Genomic DNA, 16,584 nt, shown 5'->3' on the forward strand with positions numbered 1-16,584 from the left:
GCTGGTCGGCGGCGCCGCGCAGGCGCTGGGCGGCGCCGCCGCGGGCGCGGGCGCGGCAAGCGCCGCGGGCGGCGAAGGCGGAGGTGACCTCCTGCCGGGCCTGCCCAATCCTGTCGACTACGTCACCGACAACCTGCTGCGCAGCGAGGCCGCGGCGCCCGACCAGTTCTCGAACGAGAACATCCGGCGCGAGGTGGGCAACATCATGGCGAACGTGATCCGCACGGGCGATCTGGCACAGGCCGACCGCACCTATCTGGAACGCGCCATCGCCGCCCGCACGACCCTGCCGCCGGCCGAGGTCAGCGCGCGAATCGACCAGTCCGTCACCCAGGTCCAGCAGCTCAGGAAAGACGCGCAGGATGCCGTGGATCAGGCGCAGGCCGAAGCGCAGCGCCTGCGCGACGAAGCGGCCGCGCAGGCCGAGGAGCTGAAGCAGCAGGCGATCGAGGCGGCGGAAGCCGTCCGCCGCGCGGGTGTGCTGTCGGCCTTCGCGCTGGCGGCCTCGGCGCTGATCGCGGCGGCGGCGGCCTTCATCGGCGCGCAGAAGGGCGGCCGCGCCCGTGACGAGGGCCGCATCTGGGGCGGACTGACCCACAGGCCGCTGCGCCCCCGCTGAGCCCCCCCTGTCAGCCATGGCGGGCCGCCCGAGGGCGGCCCGTTTGTATTTTTTGCGGGATTTGCGGTGGCGCTTGGGGGCTGGCTGGGTTAGTCCGCGCCGAAATCGAACACAGGCCTTCCGACATGGACATCCGCAACATCGCCATCATCGCCCACGTCGACCACGGCAAGACGACGCTGGTGGACCAGCTTCTCAGGCAATCCGGCAGCTTCCGCGAAAACCAGGCCGTCGCCGAACGGGCCATGGATTCGAACGACATCGAGCGTGAACGCGGCATCACCATCCTTGCCAAGGCGACCTCGGTCGAATGGAAGGGCACCCGCATCAACATCGTGGACACACCCGGCCACGCCGATTTCGGCGGCGAGGTGGAACGCATCCTGTCCATGGTCGATGGCGTCTGCCTGCTGGTCGACGCGGCCGAAGGACCGATGCCGCAGACCAAGTTCGTGACCTCGAAGGCGCTTGCGCTGGGGCTGCGCCCCATTGTCGTGCTGAACAAGGTGGACAAGCCCGCCGCCGAGCCCGACCAGACGCTGAACGAGGTCTTCGATCTTTTCGCCAACCTCGGCGCCACGGACGAGCAGCTGGACTTCCCCCATGTCTATGCCTCGGGCGTGAACGGCTGGGCGGACGAGACGATGGACGGCCCGAAGAAGGACATGAGCGCCCTCTTCGACCTGATCCTGCGCCATGTGCCGCCGCCCGCGCAGCTGGCCCACAAGGACGAGCCCTTCCAGATGCTGGCGACCACGCTGGGCGCCGACCCCTTCCTGGGCCGCCTGCTGACCGGCCGGGTCGAGGCGGGCACCGCGCGCCCCGGCGACACGCTGAAGGCGCTGTCGCGTGACGGAGAAAGGGTCGAACAGTTCCGCGTCTCCAAGATCCTTGCCTTCCGCGGGCTGACCCAGACCCCCATCGACGAGGCGGTGGCGGGCGATATCGTGACCATCGCCGGCATGTCCAAGGCGACCGTGGCCGACACGCTCTGCGCGCCCGAGGTGGAAACCGCCCTGCCCGCCCAGCCCATCGACCCGCCGACGATCAGCGTGACCTTCGGCATCAACGACTCGCCCTTGGCGGGCCGCGACGGCAACAAGGTCCAGTCCCGCGTCATCCGCGAGCGGCTGATGAAGGAAGCCGAGACCAACGTCGCCATCCGCGTCGAGGACACTCCGGGCGGCGACGCCTTTGTCGTCTCGGGCCGTGGCGAACTGCAGATGGGCGTCCTGATCGAGAACATGCGCCGCGAAGGCTTCGAGCTGTCCATCAGCCGCCCCCGCGTGATCTTCCGCGAAGAGAACGGCGAGCGGCTCGAGCCCATCGAGGAAGTCATCATCGACGTGGATGACGACTACACCGGGGTCGTGATCGAGAAGCTGACGGGCGACCGCAAGGGCGACCTGGTCGAGATGCGCCCCGCAGGCCACGGCAAGACCCGGATCGTCGCCCATGTGCCGAGCCGCGGGCTGATCGGCTACCAGGGCGAGTTCATGACCGACACGCGCGGCAACGGCGTGCTGAACCGCATCTTCCACGACTGGGCGCCCTACAAGGGCCCGATCCAAGGCCGCCGCCAGGGCGTGCTGATCTCGATGGAGGACGGCGTGTCCGTCGCCTACGCCCTGTGGAACCTGGAAGAGCGCGGCAAGCTGTTCATCGGCGCGCAGGAACAGGTCTACCAGGGCATGATCATCGGCGAGCATTCGCGCGACAACGACCTGGAGGTGAACCCGCTCAAGGGCAAGAAGCTGACCAACGTCCGCGCCTCGGGCACGGACGAGGCGGTGCGGCTGACGCCTCCGGTGCGGATGAGCCTGGAAGAAGCGATCGCCTATATCGACGATGACGAGCTGGTCGAGGTCACGCCCAAGATCGTGCGCCTGCGCAAGCGTTACCTGGACCCCCACGAGCGCAAGCGCCAGTCGCGGACCGACAACTAAAATCACGATCATTCACGATCGCTCTTGATGGTGTGAGGCGGACTTCTATTGTCTGCCCATCCATCATTGATTCTCCCGAAGGCAGAACAGTCCATGCCGAAAACGCCCGAAAGTGGCGATCACTCCTCCACAATGGACCTGCTGGTCGATGCGGCGACCAGCTATCTGCAGGAATGCCAGACCCGCTCGATCGACGTCGAGGAGATCGCGCGTCGGGCCGGCATCGACCCGGCCCTGGCGCGGACCGTATGCCCGACCAACGAGGACCTGGGCGTCGCCATCGACACCTACGGCATGCTTCGGGCGTCCGACGTGATCAACAAGGCGCTTGTGGCTGCCCAGCCGGGCGACAACCGGGGTGCCTTGATCGGCTTGATCCGGGCCTATCTGGATTGGGCGCGCGCCAATCCGATGCTGTATCTCACGCTGGCTACCCGCACGATCCAGTTTCCCGGTGAGAACAACATCGTCCGGCGCTATGACGCCAGCTTCGTGCCGCTGGTCCGCCGCTATCTGGGCGAAAGCGAGGACGCCCCTGCGACCCGGCGCGCCGCCGTGCTGCGCGGCTTCCTGCTGGGGCTGGCCCACCTGGCCCTGGACGGCCACCTGTCGCTTTGGACGCTGCCCAACGTCGATGTCGAGGCCGAGATCACGGCCACCATCGAGGATTTCGTCGACCTGCTGCTGTCGGCGCCCCCTCAGCCCATCCGTTCCGAAGCATAGCCGCCCGGACTGGCCGGGAAGACCACCGTGCGCGATCCATTCGGGAAGACGCGGTGATTGATATGGGCGTGAATGGCGCGGGACAGCACCTGCGCCTCGACGTCTCGGCCAAGGCTCACGTAATCCTCGGGACTTTGGGCGTGGGTGACACGGACGGTGTCCTGCTCGATGATCGGGCCTTCATCGAGGTCGGGCGTGACATAATGCGCCGTGGCCCCGATCAGCTTGACGCCGCGGTCGTAGGCCTGCCGGTAAGGGTTCGCGCCCTTGAAGCTGGGCAGGAAGGAGTGATGGATGTTGATCACCCGTCCCTCCATCCGCGCGCAGACGGCTTCCGACAGGACCTGCATGTAGCGTGCGAGGACGACCAGTTCCGTCCCCGTCTCGTCGATCAGCCCCATCAGCCGCGCCTCGGCCTCGGGCTTGGTCTGGGGGGTGACGCGGATGTGGTGGAAGGGGATGTCGTGGTTCACCACCAGCTTCTGGTAGGTCAGGTGGTTCGACACGACGCCCGTGATGTCGATGGGCAGCGCGCCGATGCGCCAGCGGTACAGGATGTCGTTGAGGCAATGCCCGAACCCCGACACCATCAGCAGCACCCGCATCCGGTGCGAGGCCTCGTGGATCGCCCAATCCATCCCGAAGGCCTCGGCGATCGGGGGGAAGGCCTCGCGCAGCTGCGCGCCCGTGGCGCCCGTCTCGCTGCGGAAGCTCACGCGCATGAAGAAGCGCCCGTTCGCCTGGTCGTCGAACTGCGCCGAGTCGGTGATGTTGCAGCCGTTCTCGGCAAGGAAGCTCGCGACGGCGGCGACGATGCCGCGCCGCGACACGCAGGCGACGGTCAGAACGAAATCGGACATGACCGGCCCCTGCTCAGATCTGCTTCTCGGGCATCTGCACGACCAGCCCGTCCAGGTCGGGCGTGACCTTGATCTGGCAGGTCAGGCGCGAGCGGTCGGGATCGGGCTGCCAGGCGAAGTCGAGCATGTCGGCCTCCATCGGGTCCTTGGGAGGCAGCTTGTCCGTCCATTCGGGGGCAACATAGACATGGCAGGTCGAGCAGGCGCAGGCGCCGCCGCAGTCGGCTTCGATGCCGGGAATGCCGTTGTCACGGGCGCCTTCCATGACGGTCATGCCCGGACGGACATCGACCTCGTGCCGGGTGCCGTTCCATTCGATATAGGTGATCCTGGCCATCAGCGGGGTCCTTTGTCTGCCGACATGGGGATAGGCGATGCATCCGGGGATGAAAAGATCCGAGGTCGCGCCGCCGTCGCCGTCACAGGGGTATTTGGATCAGGAAGAAGCTCGTTAACCTGTTCTTAGGACTTCCGTCGCATCCTCCGAATCGCGGTACAGGCTGGGGAGCCGATGACCGCTCAGGGAGAAGTCGCCCCGGTCATAGCGATGAGTCATCGCGTCCGCCGCGCAGGCGGGATGGCCGGGGCGCACCCCTCGCGTCTTCTTCCTGACCCAAATACCCATGCGGCCGCGCAACCGGGCGCAGCTCATGCTCTTTTCAGCGCGATCACCGCGTTCAGCCCGCCGAAGGCGAAGGCGTTGGACAGGACGGCGCCGACCCTCGCCTCGCGGGCGACATTCGGCACCACGTCCAGCGCGCATTCGGGGTCGGGCTCCTCGTAGCCGATGGTGGGGGCGATGATGCCGGCGCGCAGGGCCATGACACAGGCCAGAAGCTCGACCGCGCCCGTGCCGCCGATCAGGTGCCCGTGCATCGACTTGGTGGACGAGATCATCAGCCGGTCGGCGTGATGACCGAAGGCATGGGCCACCGCGGCGCATTCGGTCTTGTCGTTCGCGGCCGTGCCGGTGCCATGGGCGTTGATGTAGCCGATGTCCTCGGGGTTCAGGCCCGCGTCCTGCATCGCCCCCGCGATGGCCCGTTCAGCCCCTTGCGCGGAAGGCATCACGATGTCCTGCGCGTCTGCCGACATGGCGAAGCCGACCACCTCGGCCAGGATGTCGGCGCCCCGGGCAGCCGCGTGATCCCAGTCCTCGAAGACGAAGACTCCGGCGCCCTCGCCCTGAACCATGCCGTTGCGGTTGGCCGAGAACGGGCGGCAGGCGTCGCGGGACATGACGCGCAAGCCTTCCCACGCCTTGACGCCGCCGAAGCACAGCATGGCCTCGGAGCCGCCCGTCACCATCACCCGCGCCGCGCCCGAGCGGACCATCTGGAAGGCCAGGCCCATCGCGTGGTTCGAGGAGGCGCAGGCGGTTGCCACGGTGAAGGAAGGGCCGCGCAGGCCGAACTCCATGCTGACATGGCTGGCGGCTGCGTTGTTCATCAGCTTGGGCACGACAAAGGGGTGGACGCGGTTCTTCCCTTCCTCGTAGACCGCGCGGTAGTTCTCGTCCCAGGTGTTCAGGCCGCCGCCGGCGGTGCCCAGCACCACGCCGGAACACAGGCCCAGTTCGCCTTGGAAGTTCAGGCCGGACTGCCCCACCGCCTCCTTGGCGGCCAGCAGCGTGAACTGGGTGAACTTGTCGTACAGCGAGATCTGCTGGCGGTTGAAGTGGGCCTCCGGTTCCCATCCGTGGACCTGGGCGCCGATGCGGACGGACAGGCGCTCGACGTCCTGGAAGTCCAGCTCTCCGATGCCGCAGCGGCCTTCCCGCATCGCCGCCAGCGTGTCGGGCACGTTGCAGCCCAGCGCGTTGATCGTGCCCATGCCGGTGATCGCCACGCGGCGCCGGCCCTGCGACACCGGCCGAAGGCTCATGCCTTCCCGGCCACGAGCTTTTCCACCGCGGCGATGATCGCGCCCATCGACGAGATGTCGAAATCGGACTGCGCGGGCTCGTTGGCGTTGAACGGGATCGAGATGTCGAAGGCTTCCTCGATGGCGAAGATCGATTCCACGAGACCGAGGCTGTCGATGCCCAGTTCGGCCGGCGTGGACCCGAGGGTGATCTCGTCGGGGTCCAGCATCGCCTGCTCGGCGACGATGGCGATGACACGGTCTTGGACGCTTTTGCTCATGGGCCTGTTTCTTCAGTCCTTCTGCAACAGGCGTGTGACGGTCTTCTGAAGTTCCGCAAACTGCGCGGCCATGCGCGGCAGGCGGCGGATCGCCTTGTTGATCTCGAGCTGGGTTTCCATCCTGACCGCGGGCGAGCCCAGGATCACGCGGCCCGCCGGCACGTTCGTGAAGATCTTGCTGGCGCCGCCTGCGATCACGTCGTCGCCGATGAAGATGTTGTCGCTGACGCCGCATTGCCCGGCCAGCACCACCCGGTCGCCGATGCGGACCGAGCCCGCGATCCCGACCAGCCCGCACAGCAGGCAGTCGCGCCCGACCTGCACGTTGTGGCCGATCTGGACCAGGTTGTCGATCTTGGTGCCCGATCCGACCGACGTCGCCCGGATCGTGCCCCGGTCGATGGTGGCATTGGCGCCGACCTCGACATCGTCGCCCAGCGTGACGCCGCCCAGAGAGTGGATTCGGACCCAGTGCTGGTCGCGGACATCCCCGCGATGGCCGAGCGTATGGCGGATTTCCTCGATGCCCGAGACCTCGGGCGTGACAAAGGAAAAGCCGTCCCCGCCGATTGCGGCGCCGGACTGCAGGATCAGCCGCGCGCCGGCGGTCACGCCATGGGCAATGCGGGCGCCCGCGTGCAGCAGGGCATCCTCTCCCACCTCGCTGTCCGCCCCGATGCTGACATGCGAGGCGATGCGGGCGCGCGCGCCGATGCGGACGCGCGGGCCGATCACCACGAAGGGGCCGATCGCGGCACCTTCTCCGATCTCGGCCGAGGGGTCGATCACGGCAGACGGATGGATGCCCGGCGCAAGCTCGGGGCCGGGGTCCAGCGCGCGGGTCAGCCCGGCCATGGCCAGCCGGGGGCGCGCGACGATCACGGCGCCCGCAAGGCCCAGTGCCTCGGGGTCCATCCCTTCCGAGATCAGGGCCGCCGCGCCCGGCGCAAGCGCCGCCGCATACTGGGGCGCCATCGCCATCGCGACCACCGCGCGGCCATCCGACGCGGCGCCCGCCTGCGCCGGCTCGGCCGCGCCAGTGATCGTCAGCGATCCGTCACCCCACAGCCGCGCGTCCAGCGCGCGGGCCAGTTCCGCCAGGGTTACAGCCATGGGTGCCCTCCTTGCAGGGACCGTCCTATCGGGTCGAGGCGAGCGTTTCCATCCCGCCTGCCTTCTGCAGCGCGGTCCAGACCGCATCGTCGCGGCCATAGACATCGGGGAAGTGCCGGATCGTGCCGTCCTCGTCCGCGATCGTGGTGAGATAGACCAGGTGCACCGGCAGGGGCTCGGTCTTCAGGAACCGCTCGCGCCCGGATTCGCGGGCACCGGCATAGGTCGCGGCGGGATCGGCGGCCGCACCTTCCAGCAGCACATGGGCCAGGTCGACCGGCTTCTGCACCCGGATGCAGCCGTTGGAAAAGGCGCGGGTGCGTTCCCCGAACAGCCCCTTCGAGGGCGTGTCGTGCAGGTAGATGTTCATGGGGTTCGGGAAGATGAACTTGACCTCGCCCAACGCATTGTCATCGCTGGGCTTCTGCCGCAGCCGATAGGGGAAGTTCTTCGCCGTGTAGCGGCTGAAGTCGATGCCGTCGCGGGCAACCACCCTGCCCCGGCTGTCCACCACGTCCAGATGCGCGACCGCGTGGCGGTTCTTCTGCAGGCGGGGCAGGTAGTCGCGGAGCGCCATGGACCGCGGCACGTTCCAGCTGGGGTTGACGACCACGTTCTGCAGCTCGTCCGAGAACTCGGGCGTGCGCCAGCCTTCCTTGTCCTTGCCGATGACGGCGCGGCTTTCGAAGACCGTGCGCCCGCCCTCCATCACGCGCACGTTGAACTCGGGCAGGTTCACCCAGATCAGGCGGGCGTTCAGGTCATGGCCGTTCAGCCAGCGCATCCGCTCCAGCGCGATCAGCAGGTCGCGGGGGGCAGAGCCGGGGCCACCGTTCAGGCGCTGGATGGTGCGGGGGCCCGCGACGCCATCGGGACCCAGGCCTGCGCGGGCCTGGTAGGCGGCGACCTGGCGGGCGAGCGGTGCGTCGAACAGGTCGGCCTCGGCGCCCTCGGCGGCAAAGCCCATCGCGGCCAGGCGGGCACGAAGGCGGGCAACGGCCTCGTCCCGCATCCCCTCGCGCCAGACGCCTTCAGGGACGGTGGGCACGTCGGCGCCAACGACCGGCCCGACGCGGGCGGCAAGCGCCTGCTGCAGGGCCCGGTAGCCGTCGTTCTGCGGCGGCACCTGGGCCAGCATCGCCGCGGGATCCGGGGCGGCGACAAAGCGCGCCAGAAGCTCCTCGGTCGGGACGCGGATCACGTCCCGCTTGTTTTCCGGGTCCACGCGGCGCGGATCGAGGATGCCGCCGCCCACGTCATGGGTCCATCGGGCGAAGGCCTTGGCAAAGGTGACCTCGGCCTCAGGGTCCGTGCGGCCCTCCAGCCCCTGCAATTGCTCGACGCCATAGATCGAAGGCAGGCCGTGGACGGGGGCCTGCGCCGCCGCCTCGATCAGCGCGATGCGGCGGGGCGCGGCCTCCGGGGCGGTGAAGACGGGCGCCAGCGCCGTCGAGCCGTACCAGGCGGCCAGTCCCGGCTGACGCGCGACGCTTCGTGCCAGTTCCCACTGCTCGGGCGAGAAGTCGAGCCGCGGCGCCGGCGCGGCGGCCTGCGCCCCCAGAGGCAACGCGGCGGACAGCAGAATCGCGCGGACGAGGCGCGGCAGGATGGACTTGGACAACAGCAACTGACTCGACCCTCGCAGGCTTGTGTTTCTTCCTTATGGGGTCTTGTTGCCGGGCTGAACCCCAACAAGCGCGGCATTTCTGCCGATCCAGTTGCGCCTGGGTGACACCCTGCCCCTCGTTCTCTGGACCCATTCTAGAGCCTCGGCGAGTTTTCGCCTATAGTGGCGTCAAATCGCCGCCCTCTGGAACTCACAGTTCCGCAACCGATCGGAGAGTGACATATTCTTAAGCAATCCGGGGCAAACCCGGACAAGCCAGAAGCTGGCACATATAACGCGTAGGACAGGCGGATCTGAACATGACCTTCGAATTCTCGCGACGCGGCATTCTCGGCGTGTTCGCAGCGACGACCGTCGCTGCGGCTCCGGTGATGGCCAATGCCTTCGGTGTCGTCCGCGGAGCCGGCAACTATCGCCGCATCCGCATGTATTCGGGCCGGACCGGCGAAAGCATCGACACCGTTTACTGGGTTGATGGGAAATATGTCCGGGACGCCCTGAACGAAATCAACATCTTCATGCGCGACTGGCGCACGGGGCAGGTCATCGGGATCGACCCGCGCACCGTCGACATCGCCGCGGCCAGCCACCGGCTGCTGCAGACCAACGAACCCTACATGATGCTGTCGGGCTACCGCTCGCCCAAGACCAACGCGATGCTGCGTGCCCGCAGCGGCGGCGTGGCGCGCAACTCGCTGCACATGAGCGGCAAGGCCGCCGACCTGCGGCTGAAGTCGCGGTCCGTCAACCAGATGTACAAGGCGGCCAGCGCCTGCCGGGCCGGCGGCGTCGGCAAGTACTCCTCGTCGAACTTCGTGCACATGGACTGCGGTCCCCTGCGCACCTGGGGCGGCTGACCCCCCGGCTTTCAAGTCTGCGCCAAGCCCGCCACCGCGCGGGCTTTCGCATGTCCGGCGCACAGGCGATCCGGCCTTGGCCTTCCGCCTCGTGACAGGCTTAGGTTGCGGGACCCGCATCCGGGCGAATCGCCCGCCCTTCCAAGGAACGACCTGCCCATGACCCGCGTGATTCCCGTCCTTCTGTCCGGTGGCTCGGGAACGCGGCTCTGGCCGGTGTCACGGAAGTCCTTCCCCAAGCAGTTCGCGCCGCTGATGGGGGACCGGTCGCTGTTCCAGGCCTCGGCCGAGCGCCTGTCCGGGCCGCGCTACGCCGAGCCGCTGGTGCTGACCAACGCCGATTTCCGCTTCATTGTGACCGAGCAGCTGGCCGAGGTCGGGATCGCCCCCGCCGCCATCCTGATCGAGCCGGCGGGTCGCAACACCGCACCCGCGATCCTGGCCGCGGCGCTGCATCAGGCGGAAATCGACCCCGACTCGCTGCTGCTGGTCGCTCCGTCCGACCATGTGGTTCCCGACACCGAAGCCTTCGGCCGGGCCGTGGACCAGGGCCTTCCCCTTGCGCGGCAAGGCCGGATCGTCACCTTCGGGATCGAGCCGACCCGCCCCGAGACCGGCTATGGCTATCTGGAGCTGGACGGGGAACCGCGCGACGGAGCCGCCCCGCTGCGCCGCTTCGTGGAGAAGCCCGACGCCGACACCGCCCATGCGATGCTGGCAGCGGGCCGCTTCCTGTGGAACGCGGGCATCTTCCTGTTCACCGCGCGCACCATGATCGAGGCCTTCCGCGCCCATGCGCCCGAGTTCCTGGAACCCGTCAGGGCGGCATTGGCCGAGGCCAGGCAGGACCTCGGCTTCCTGCGGCTTGCCCCCGAGCCCTGGGACAGCCTGCCCGACCTTTCCATCGACTACGCGGTGATGGAGAAGGCGGACAACCTGTCCGTCGTCCGCTTCGCCGAGCATTGGTCCGACCTCGGCGGCTGGGACGCCGTCTGGCGCGAGGCGCAGGTGGATGCGCCCGCCTGGCGGGGCGTGATCGCGGACGAACGATCCACGGCCATCGACTGCGACAACGTCCTGCTGCGGTCGGATGACGAAGACATGCAGGTCGTGGGCATAGGGCTCAAGGACATGATGGTGGTGGCGACGGGCGACGCGGTGCTGGTCGCGGGCATGGACCGCGCGCAGGATGTGCGCCAGGCCGTCACTGCGCTGAAATCCAAGGGGGCGCGGCAGGCCGAACGCTTTCTGCGCGACCATCGTCCCTGGGGCTGGTTCGAGACCCTCGTCATGGGCGAGCGCTTCCAGGTCAAGCGCATCGTCGTTCATCCCGGCGCCTCGCTGTCGCTGCAAAGCCACGTCCACCGGTCCGAGCACTGGATCGTGGTCAGCGGCACCGCGAAGGTGACGGTGGACGACAAGGTCTCGCTGGTGACTGAAAACCAGTCGATCTACGTCCCCTTGGGCGCTGTCCACCGGATGGAGAACCCCGGCAAGGTGCCGATGGTCCTGATCGAGGTCCAGACCGGCGTCTACCTGGGCGAGGACGACATCATCCGCTACGAGGACGCCTACGCCCGCACCTAGATGTTGATCTGCTGGCCCAACTCGACCACCCGGTTCGAGGGCAGGCGGTAGAAGTTCGTCGGCTCGGACGCGGACCGGTACATCCCCGCGTAAAGGCGCGAGGCCCACAGCGGCATCATCCGCCCCTTGCCCACCCGCAGCGAGCGGCGGTTCAGGAAATACGAGGTCGCCATCACGTCGAAGCGATGCCCCTGCGTCCGGCCCATCGCCAGCGCGCGGGGAACGTTCGGCTGCTCCATGTAGCCGAAGCGCAGCCGAACGCGCCAGAAGCGGTCCGCGACCTCTTCGATGCGGAACCGTTCGTCGTCGGGCACGGTCGGCGTCGTCGCGGTGTCGACCTTCACGACATAGTTTCGCTCGTGCAGGACGCGGTTGTGCTTGAGGTTGTGCATCAGCGCGGGCGGCGCGATGGCCGGGTCGGCGGTCAGGAACACGGCCGTTCCGGGCACCACGGTCGGCGGGCTGGCGGCGAGCTTGTCGGCCAGGAAGTCCAGCTGCACCGACTCGGTCGAGAGCTTCTGCTGGATCACCAGCGTGCCGCGGATCCAGACCACCATGAAGGTCACGACCACGACTGCAAAGAGCAGCGGGATGTAGCCCCCGTCCGGCACCTTCAGCAGGTTGGCGTAAAGGAACACCAGCTCGATCCCCAGGATCGGCAGCATGATCGCCAGCACCACCAGCCAGCTCCAGTTCCACGAATAGCGGAAAACGACGATCGCCAGCAGCGAGGTGATGACCATGTCCCCCGTCACCGCGATCCCATAGGCGCTGGCAAGCCGCGCCGACGAGCCGAAGGCCAGCACCAGCGCGCAGACCCCGACCATCAGCATGATGTTCACCCGGGGCATGTAGATCTGCCCCGCCTGGCGGTCCGAGGTGTGCTGGATCTCCAGCCGCGGCACGAGGCCCAGCTGCACCGCCTGCTGCGCGACCGAGAAGGCGCCCGAGATCACCGCCTGGCTGGCGATCACCGTGGCCGCCGTCGCCAGCAGGATCAGCGGCAGGGTGAACCAGCTCGGCGCCATCAGGAAGAACGGATTGGACGCGGTCTCGGGGTGCGACAGCACCATCGCCCCCTGACCCACATAGGCCAGGGTCAGCGCGGGAAGGACGATCCACAGCCACGAGACGCGGATCGAGCGCCGCCCGAAATGCCCCATGTCGGCATAGAGCGCCTCGGCCCCCGTCACGGCCAGGAAGACCGAGCCCATGACCGGCAACGCGCCGAACCCGTTTCCGGCGATGAAGCCTGCCGCCCGCAGTGGGTTCAGCGCCTGCAGGATGCGGGTGTCGTCCATCACGTGCGAGGCCCCCAGCACGCCCATCACGACGAACCAGACCAGCATGACCGGGCCGAACAGGCGCGCGACTGCCTCGGTGCCTGACCGCTGCACCCAGAACAGCGCGATCACGATCACCAGCGTGACGGGGACCACCCAGTCGGCCGAGCCGGGAACCACCAGTTCCATCCCCTCGATCGCCGACATCACCGACATGGCGGGCGTGATGATCGCGTCCCCGAAGAACAGCGAAACCCCCACGATCCCGGTCAGGTACAGCCACCAGGCCCGCCTTCCCCCCAGCGCCCCCTGCGCCTTGGCGACCAGCGACAGCGTGCCGCCCTCGCCGTTGTTGTCGGCGCGCAGGATCAGGAAGACGTATTTCACCGTGACGATCAGCACGACCGTCCAGAACAGCATGGACACGATGCCGATCACCGCGGTCTCGGCCATGTGATGTTCATTCGCATGGACAAGTGATTCCCGCAGGGCATAAAGCGGTGAGGTGCCGATGTCGCCGAAGACGACACCAAGGCAGGACAGCACCAGCCCCGCGCTGAGCGCATCCGGCGCAGGATGGCTGACCACGTCGGAAAAGTCGGAATTGCTTGGCACCGTATCGGTTGGCTCGGACATCGATTCGCCCTCCTGAGCGCGCCGCGCGGGTTCTGGTCATGCGCGGGCGGTTTGGCAAGTCCGTTGATGGGGTCGGCTTGACTGCACACCCTTCCATGCTAGCGTCCCGCGACACCGCCCGCACGGGCTTTCCCCGATCGAGGTCTCCGATGCCACTGGACCGCAAGCCCGCGCCGAACGACCTGCGCGCCTTCTGGATGCCCTTCACCGCGAACCGGCAGTTCAAGCAGGCGCCCCGGATGCTCGTCTCGGCGCAGGACATGCACTATACGGCGGCGGACGGGCGCAAGGTCCTGGACGGGACCGCAGGGCTCTGGTGCTGCAACGCCGGTCATTGCCGGCCGCGCATCACCCAGGCGGTCAGCGGGATGGTCGGCACGCTGGACTATGCGCCGGCTTTCCAGATGGGACATCCGGGCGCGTTCGAACTCGCCAACCGGATCATCGACATCGCGCCCGAGGGACTGGAGCATGTGTTCTACACCAACTCGGGCTCCGAGGCGGTGGATACCGCGCTGAAGATCGCACTGGCCTATCACCGCGCGCGCGGCGAGGGCAGCCGGACGCGCCTGATCGGGCGCGAGCGCGGGTATCACGGCGTGGGCTTCGGCGGCATCTCGGTGGGCGGCATCGTCAGCAACCGCCGCGTCTTCGGCAGCCTGCTGGCCGGGGTGGACCACCTGCCCCATACGCATCTGCCGGAAAACCGCATGACGCGCGGGCAGCCGGAACATGGCGCGCATCTGGCCGACGAACTGGAGCGTATCGTCGCGCTGCACGGCGCCGATACCATCGCCGCCGTGATCGTGGAACCGATGGCGGGCTCGACCGGTGTCCTGCTGCCACCCAAGGGTTATCTGGAACGCCTGCGCGACATCACGCGCAAGCACGGCATCCTGCTGATCTTCGACGAGGTCATCACGGGCTTCGGCCGTCTCGGCTCTCCCTTCGCGGCGCAGCACTTCGGCGTGGTGCCCGACATGATCACCTGCGCCAAGGGGCTGACGAACGGCGTCATCCCGATGGGCGCTGTCCTGACCTCGGCGGCGATCCACGACGCCTTCATGCAGGGTCCGGAACATGTGATCGAACTGTTCCACGGCTATACCTACTCGGGCAACCCCATCGCCTCGGCCGCCGGGATCGCCACACTGGAAACCTATGCCGAGGAAGGGCTGCTGACCCGCGCCGCCCAGCTCGAGGCGCATTGGGAAAAGGCGCTGCATTCACTGGCGGACCACCCGCATGTCGTGGACATCCGCAACATGGGCCTGATCGGCGCCGTCGAGCTTGCCCCGGTCGAGGGCCAGCCCGGCAAGCGCGCCTTCGACGCCTTCCTGCGCGCCTTCGAGGCGGGCATCCTGATCCGCGTCACCGGCGACATCATCGCGCTTTCCCCGCCCCTCATCATCACCGAGGCGCAGATCGACGAACTAGTCGCCACGCTGGGCAAGGTGCTGAAGGCAGGGAGCTGACGCTGGCATAATAGCCCCGGGATGCATGGGCTCCGGGGCTTGGGGGTGGCTCGGCGAGGACGGGGCGGCCGGCTTGCCCCACTGCATCGCAGCCGATGCTGCATGTCGCGCCGCTGATACCGGGCCGCGGCCTTTCGCGCAGGCCGCTGGAAGGCGGCGGCGCTTCGCTAGCTGCCCTCCCGTTCCTCTCCCCCGGCGATGCGGGTGCAACCGCGGCCGGCGTATTTGGCGGCGTAAAGCGCGGCATCGGCCTCGGCCTCCATCCGGTCCCAGTCCACCCCGGCATAGCGCGACGAGATGGCCACGCCGAGGCTTGCCGAGACGCGGCAGATCTCGCCCGCGATTTCGACCGGACGCTCGACCTGGGCGATGATCCGTCGGCCCATCGCCTCCAGCGCCGCAGGATCGCAGAGCCCCGGCAGCAGAAGGACGAACTCGTCGCCCCCTGTGCGGGACAGCGTGTCGATCCCCCGCGTGATCGCCTGCAGGCCGTCGGCCACATGGCGCAGCATGGCATCGCCCGCCGCATGGCCCCGGCTGTCGTTCAGGGCCTTGAAGTGGTCCAGGTCCATGACGACCAGCGCGAAGTGCTGCGGCACCGCGTGCAGCGTGCCCTGCCGAAGCGCCTCAAAGGAAAGGTGCAGCCCCCGCCGATTGTAAAGCCCGGTCAGCGGGTCGGTGAAGGCCTCGGCCTCGGCGCGGGACCGCGCATCCTCAAGCCGGCGGTTGGCGCGCGACAGCTCCTGCGTCATGGCGCTGTTGGCTTCGTGCAGGAACAGGAACTCCATCGCCAGGTCGGCGGGGGCGAAGTCCCGGTCGGTCAGGTCGAAGCCGCGGATCGCCTCGACCAGCCCGATCCCGAGCCCGAGGTTGAGAACGAGGCCGCCGTCCGGCAGGCCGATGGCCCGACCACGCAGGATCTGCGCAGGTTGGGTGCGCGTGCGCAGGAACACCCGCTCGGCATGGGCCAGCCGCAGCAGCGGGCCAGTCGGCGTCTGGCCGACCACCTCGAACGCCGCCTCGAACGTCGCCGCATCGCCGACCAGCCGTCGCAGCGTGGGGCCGGCCGACAGGATCTGTCCTGCGGCATCCACGTGCAGGTGCATGGGCATCAGCGCCAGCGCGGCCTCGGCAAGCGTCATGCGGCCCCCACGGCCGGATCGCTGATCGAGAAGGGGCGGCCTTCGTTGAAGTCCACCACCGGAACGTCCACAAGGATGCCGCTGCCCCTCACCTCGATCACGGCCAGCACGCCATAGTCGTCCGCCATGGCGTGCAGCATCCCTGCCACGGCGTGCAGCCACAGGACATGGCAGTCGGAATCGACCCGCCAGCCCTGCCCTGTCACCCTCACGGAAAGCGCGGGCAGTTCGAGGCCCGGCGCGACAAGCTGGCCCCGCCCGCGCAGTTCCTCCAGCGTCATCATGAAGGCAGCGAAGTCGCTGCCTCCGAAGCGCAGGAGGCGGCGCACCGATGGCCGTTGCGCCGCCCAGGTCCCGAGATCCTCGGCAAACTCCTCGGTCGAGCGGCCCAGCCGCACGGAAAGGCCGGCCAGCAGGCTGGCCGTGACCCGGTCCTCGTAAGCACCCATCAGCTCGAACCCGCGCGGATCGACGCCCGCGACTCCCGCAGCCGCCGCCCAGACCGGCTCGCCATAGGTGACGCGAGCAAACTCCTCGATCGCGCGATTGACCAGCCCGTGCATCCGACTCTC

General features: G+C 68.2%; 14 protein-coding genes and 1 pseudogene. 6 read left to right on the top strand and 9 right to left on the bottom strand.

Annotated features, from left to right (window positions below; all coding sequences use genetic code 11):
- The 3 genes and pseudogenes from CK240_RS18700 to CK240_RS11705 form a co-directional block, all read left to right on the top strand.
- Window positions 1-619 (top strand): annotated as a pseudogene (locus CK240_RS18700) (hypothetical protein); the annotation flags it as partial.
- Between the two features lie 125 nt (window positions 620-744).
- Window positions 745-2,565 (top strand): translational GTPase TypA, encoded by a 1,821-nt coding sequence (gene typA / locus CK240_RS11700; protein WP_095640531.1) that lies wholly within the window; start codon window positions 745-747, stop codon window positions 2,563-2,565.
- A 132-nt stretch (window positions 2,566-2,697) separates the two neighbouring features.
- Window positions 2,698-3,288 carry a TetR/AcrR family transcriptional regulator gene (locus tag CK240_RS11705; RefSeq protein ID WP_095640532.1) on the top strand — a complete coding sequence of 197 codons (591 nt, stop codon included), beginning with the start codon at window positions 2,698-2,700 and terminating at the stop codon, window positions 3,286-3,288.
- On the opposite strand, the gene purU is transcribed toward CK240_RS11705, so the two are convergent.
- The 6 genes from purU to CK240_RS11735 form a co-directional block, all read right to left on the bottom strand.
- On the bottom strand, window positions 3,264-4,148 hold the full coding sequence (gene purU / locus CK240_RS11710) for a formyltetrahydrofolate deformylase (RefSeq protein WP_095640533.1): 885 nt from the start codon (window positions 4,146-4,148) through the stop codon (window positions 3,264-3,266). The two genes, CK240_RS11705 and purU, sit on opposite strands and share 25 nt — an antisense overlap.
- Before the next feature lie 13 nt (window positions 4,149-4,161).
- Window positions 4,162-4,485 carry a 2Fe-2S iron-sulfur cluster-binding protein gene (locus CK240_RS11715; protein WP_095640534.1) on the bottom strand — a complete coding sequence of 108 codons (324 nt, stop codon included), beginning with the start codon at window positions 4,483-4,485 and terminating at the stop codon, window positions 4,162-4,164.
- Between the two features lie 311 nt (window positions 4,486-4,796).
- Window positions 4,797-6,032: a beta-ketoacyl-[acyl-carrier-protein] synthase family protein gene (locus tag CK240_RS11720; protein WP_095640535.1), complete on the bottom strand. Its 1,236-nt coding sequence runs from the start codon at window positions 6,030-6,032 to the stop codon at window positions 4,797-4,799.
- A complete protein-coding gene (locus CK240_RS11725; RefSeq protein ID WP_095640536.1) occupies window positions 6,029-6,292 on the bottom strand; it encodes an acyl carrier protein in 264 nt (87 codons plus the stop codon). Before CK240_RS11725 ends, CK240_RS11720 begins: the two co-directional genes overlap by 4 nt.
- Window positions 6,293-6,304: 12 nt before the next feature.
- The gene (locus tag CK240_RS11730; RefSeq protein WP_095640537.1) at window positions 6,305-7,405 is read right to left on the bottom strand and encodes a UDP-3-O-(3-hydroxymyristoyl)glucosamine N-acyltransferase; all 1,101 of its coding nucleotides are present in this window, start codon (window positions 7,403-7,405) and stop codon (window positions 6,305-6,307) included.
- Window positions 7,406-7,430: 25 nt separating this feature from the next.
- Window positions 7,431-9,026, bottom strand: coding sequence for a L,D-transpeptidase family protein (locus CK240_RS11735; protein WP_135058833.1), 1,596 nt, complete (start codon window positions 9,024-9,026; stop codon window positions 7,431-7,433).
- A gap of 305 nt (window positions 9,027-9,331) precedes the next feature.
- Between CK240_RS11735 and mepK the strand changes: the two genes are divergently transcribed.
- Together mepK and CK240_RS11745 are read left to right on the top strand one after the other, a co-directional pair.
- Window positions 9,332-9,889, top strand: coding sequence for a peptidoglycan L,D-endopeptidase MepK (mepK, locus tag CK240_RS11740; protein ID WP_095640539.1), 558 nt, complete (start codon window positions 9,332-9,334; stop codon window positions 9,887-9,889).
- A 159-nt stretch (window positions 9,890-10,048) separates the two neighbouring features.
- A complete protein-coding gene (locus CK240_RS11745; RefSeq protein ID WP_095640540.1) occupies window positions 10,049-11,476 on the top strand; it encodes a mannose-1-phosphate guanylyltransferase/mannose-6-phosphate isomerase in 1,428 nt (475 codons plus the stop codon).
- Here the strand turns inward: CK240_RS11745 and CK240_RS11750 are convergent.
- Window positions 11,473-13,395: a potassium transporter Kup gene (locus tag CK240_RS11750; protein WP_095640541.1), complete on the bottom strand. Its 1,923-nt coding sequence runs from the start codon at window positions 13,393-13,395 to the stop codon at window positions 11,473-11,475. The two genes, CK240_RS11745 and CK240_RS11750, sit on opposite strands and share 4 nt — an antisense overlap.
- A gap of 149 nt (window positions 13,396-13,544) precedes the next feature.
- Here CK240_RS11750 and aptA point away from each other — a divergent pair, with 149 nt between their 5' ends.
- Window positions 13,545-14,870 carry an omega-aminotransferase AptA gene (gene aptA, locus CK240_RS11755; RefSeq protein WP_095640542.1) on the top strand — a complete coding sequence of 442 codons (1,326 nt, stop codon included), beginning with the start codon at window positions 13,545-13,547 and terminating at the stop codon, window positions 14,868-14,870.
- A gap of 167 nt (window positions 14,871-15,037) precedes the next feature.
- On the opposite strand, the gene CK240_RS11760 is transcribed toward aptA, so the two are convergent.
- Together CK240_RS11760 and CK240_RS11765 are read right to left on the bottom strand one after the other, a co-directional pair.
- Window positions 15,038-16,012, bottom strand: coding sequence for a GGDEF domain-containing protein (locus tag CK240_RS11760; RefSeq protein WP_095640543.1), 975 nt, complete (start codon window positions 16,010-16,012; stop codon window positions 15,038-15,040).
- Complete coding sequence (locus CK240_RS11765; protein ID WP_095640544.1) at window positions 16,009-16,575, bottom strand: heme NO-binding domain-containing protein; 567 nt, start codon at window positions 16,573-16,575, stop codon at window positions 16,009-16,011. Before CK240_RS11765 ends, CK240_RS11760 begins: the two co-directional genes overlap by 4 nt.
- Window positions 16,576-16,584 lie beyond the last annotated feature (9 nt).

The sequence above is a fragment of the Paracoccus salipaludis genome (genome assembly GCF_002287065.1).
In the GTDB taxonomy this organism is placed as follows: Bacteria; Pseudomonadota; Alphaproteobacteria; order Rhodobacterales; family Rhodobacteraceae; genus Paracoccus; species Paracoccus salipaludis.

Bases quoted from the DNA above. Each gene is read 5' to 3' on its own strand.
- typA (WP_095640531.1), top strand. From the start codon at position 745: ATGGACATCCGCAACATCGCCATCATCGCCCACGTCGACCACGGCAAG.
- CK240_RS11705 (WP_095640532.1), top strand. From the start codon at position 2,698: ATGGACCTGCTGGTCGATGCGGCGACCAGCTATCTGCAGGAATGCCAG.
- purU (WP_095640533.1), bottom strand. From the start codon at position 4,148: ATGTCCGATTTCGTTCTGACCGTCGCCTGCGTGTCGCGGCGCGGCATC.
- CK240_RS11715 (WP_095640534.1), bottom strand. From the start codon at position 4,485: ATGGCCAGGATCACCTATATCGAATGGAACGGCACCCGGCACGAGGTC.
- CK240_RS11720 (WP_095640535.1), bottom strand. From the start codon at position 6,032: ATGAGCCTTCGGCCGGTGTCGCAGGGCCGGCGCCGCGTGGCGATCACC.
- CK240_RS11725 (WP_095640536.1), bottom strand. From the start codon at position 6,292: ATGAGCAAAAGCGTCCAAGACCGTGTCATCGCCATCGTCGCCGAGCAG.
- CK240_RS11730 (WP_095640537.1), bottom strand. From the start codon at position 7,405: ATGGCTGTAACCCTGGCGGAACTGGCCCGCGCGCTGGACGCGCGGCTG.
- mepK (WP_095640539.1), top strand. From the start codon at position 9,332: ATGACCTTCGAATTCTCGCGACGCGGCATTCTCGGCGTGTTCGCAGCG.
- CK240_RS11745 (WP_095640540.1), top strand. From the start codon at position 10,049: ATGACCCGCGTGATTCCCGTCCTTCTGTCCGGTGGCTCGGGAACGCGG.
- CK240_RS11750 (WP_095640541.1), bottom strand. From the start codon at position 13,395: ATGTCCGAGCCAACCGATACGGTGCCAAGCAATTCCGACTTTTCCGAC.
- aptA (WP_095640542.1), top strand. From the start codon at position 13,545: ATGCCACTGGACCGCAAGCCCGCGCCGAACGACCTGCGCGCCTTCTGG.
- CK240_RS11760 (WP_095640543.1), bottom strand. From the start codon at position 16,012: ATGACGCTTGCCGAGGCCGCGCTGGCGCTGATGCCCATGCACCTGCAC.
- CK240_RS11765 (WP_095640544.1), bottom strand. From the start codon at position 16,575: ATGCACGGGCTGGTCAATCGCGCGATCGAGGAGTTTGCTCGCGTCACC.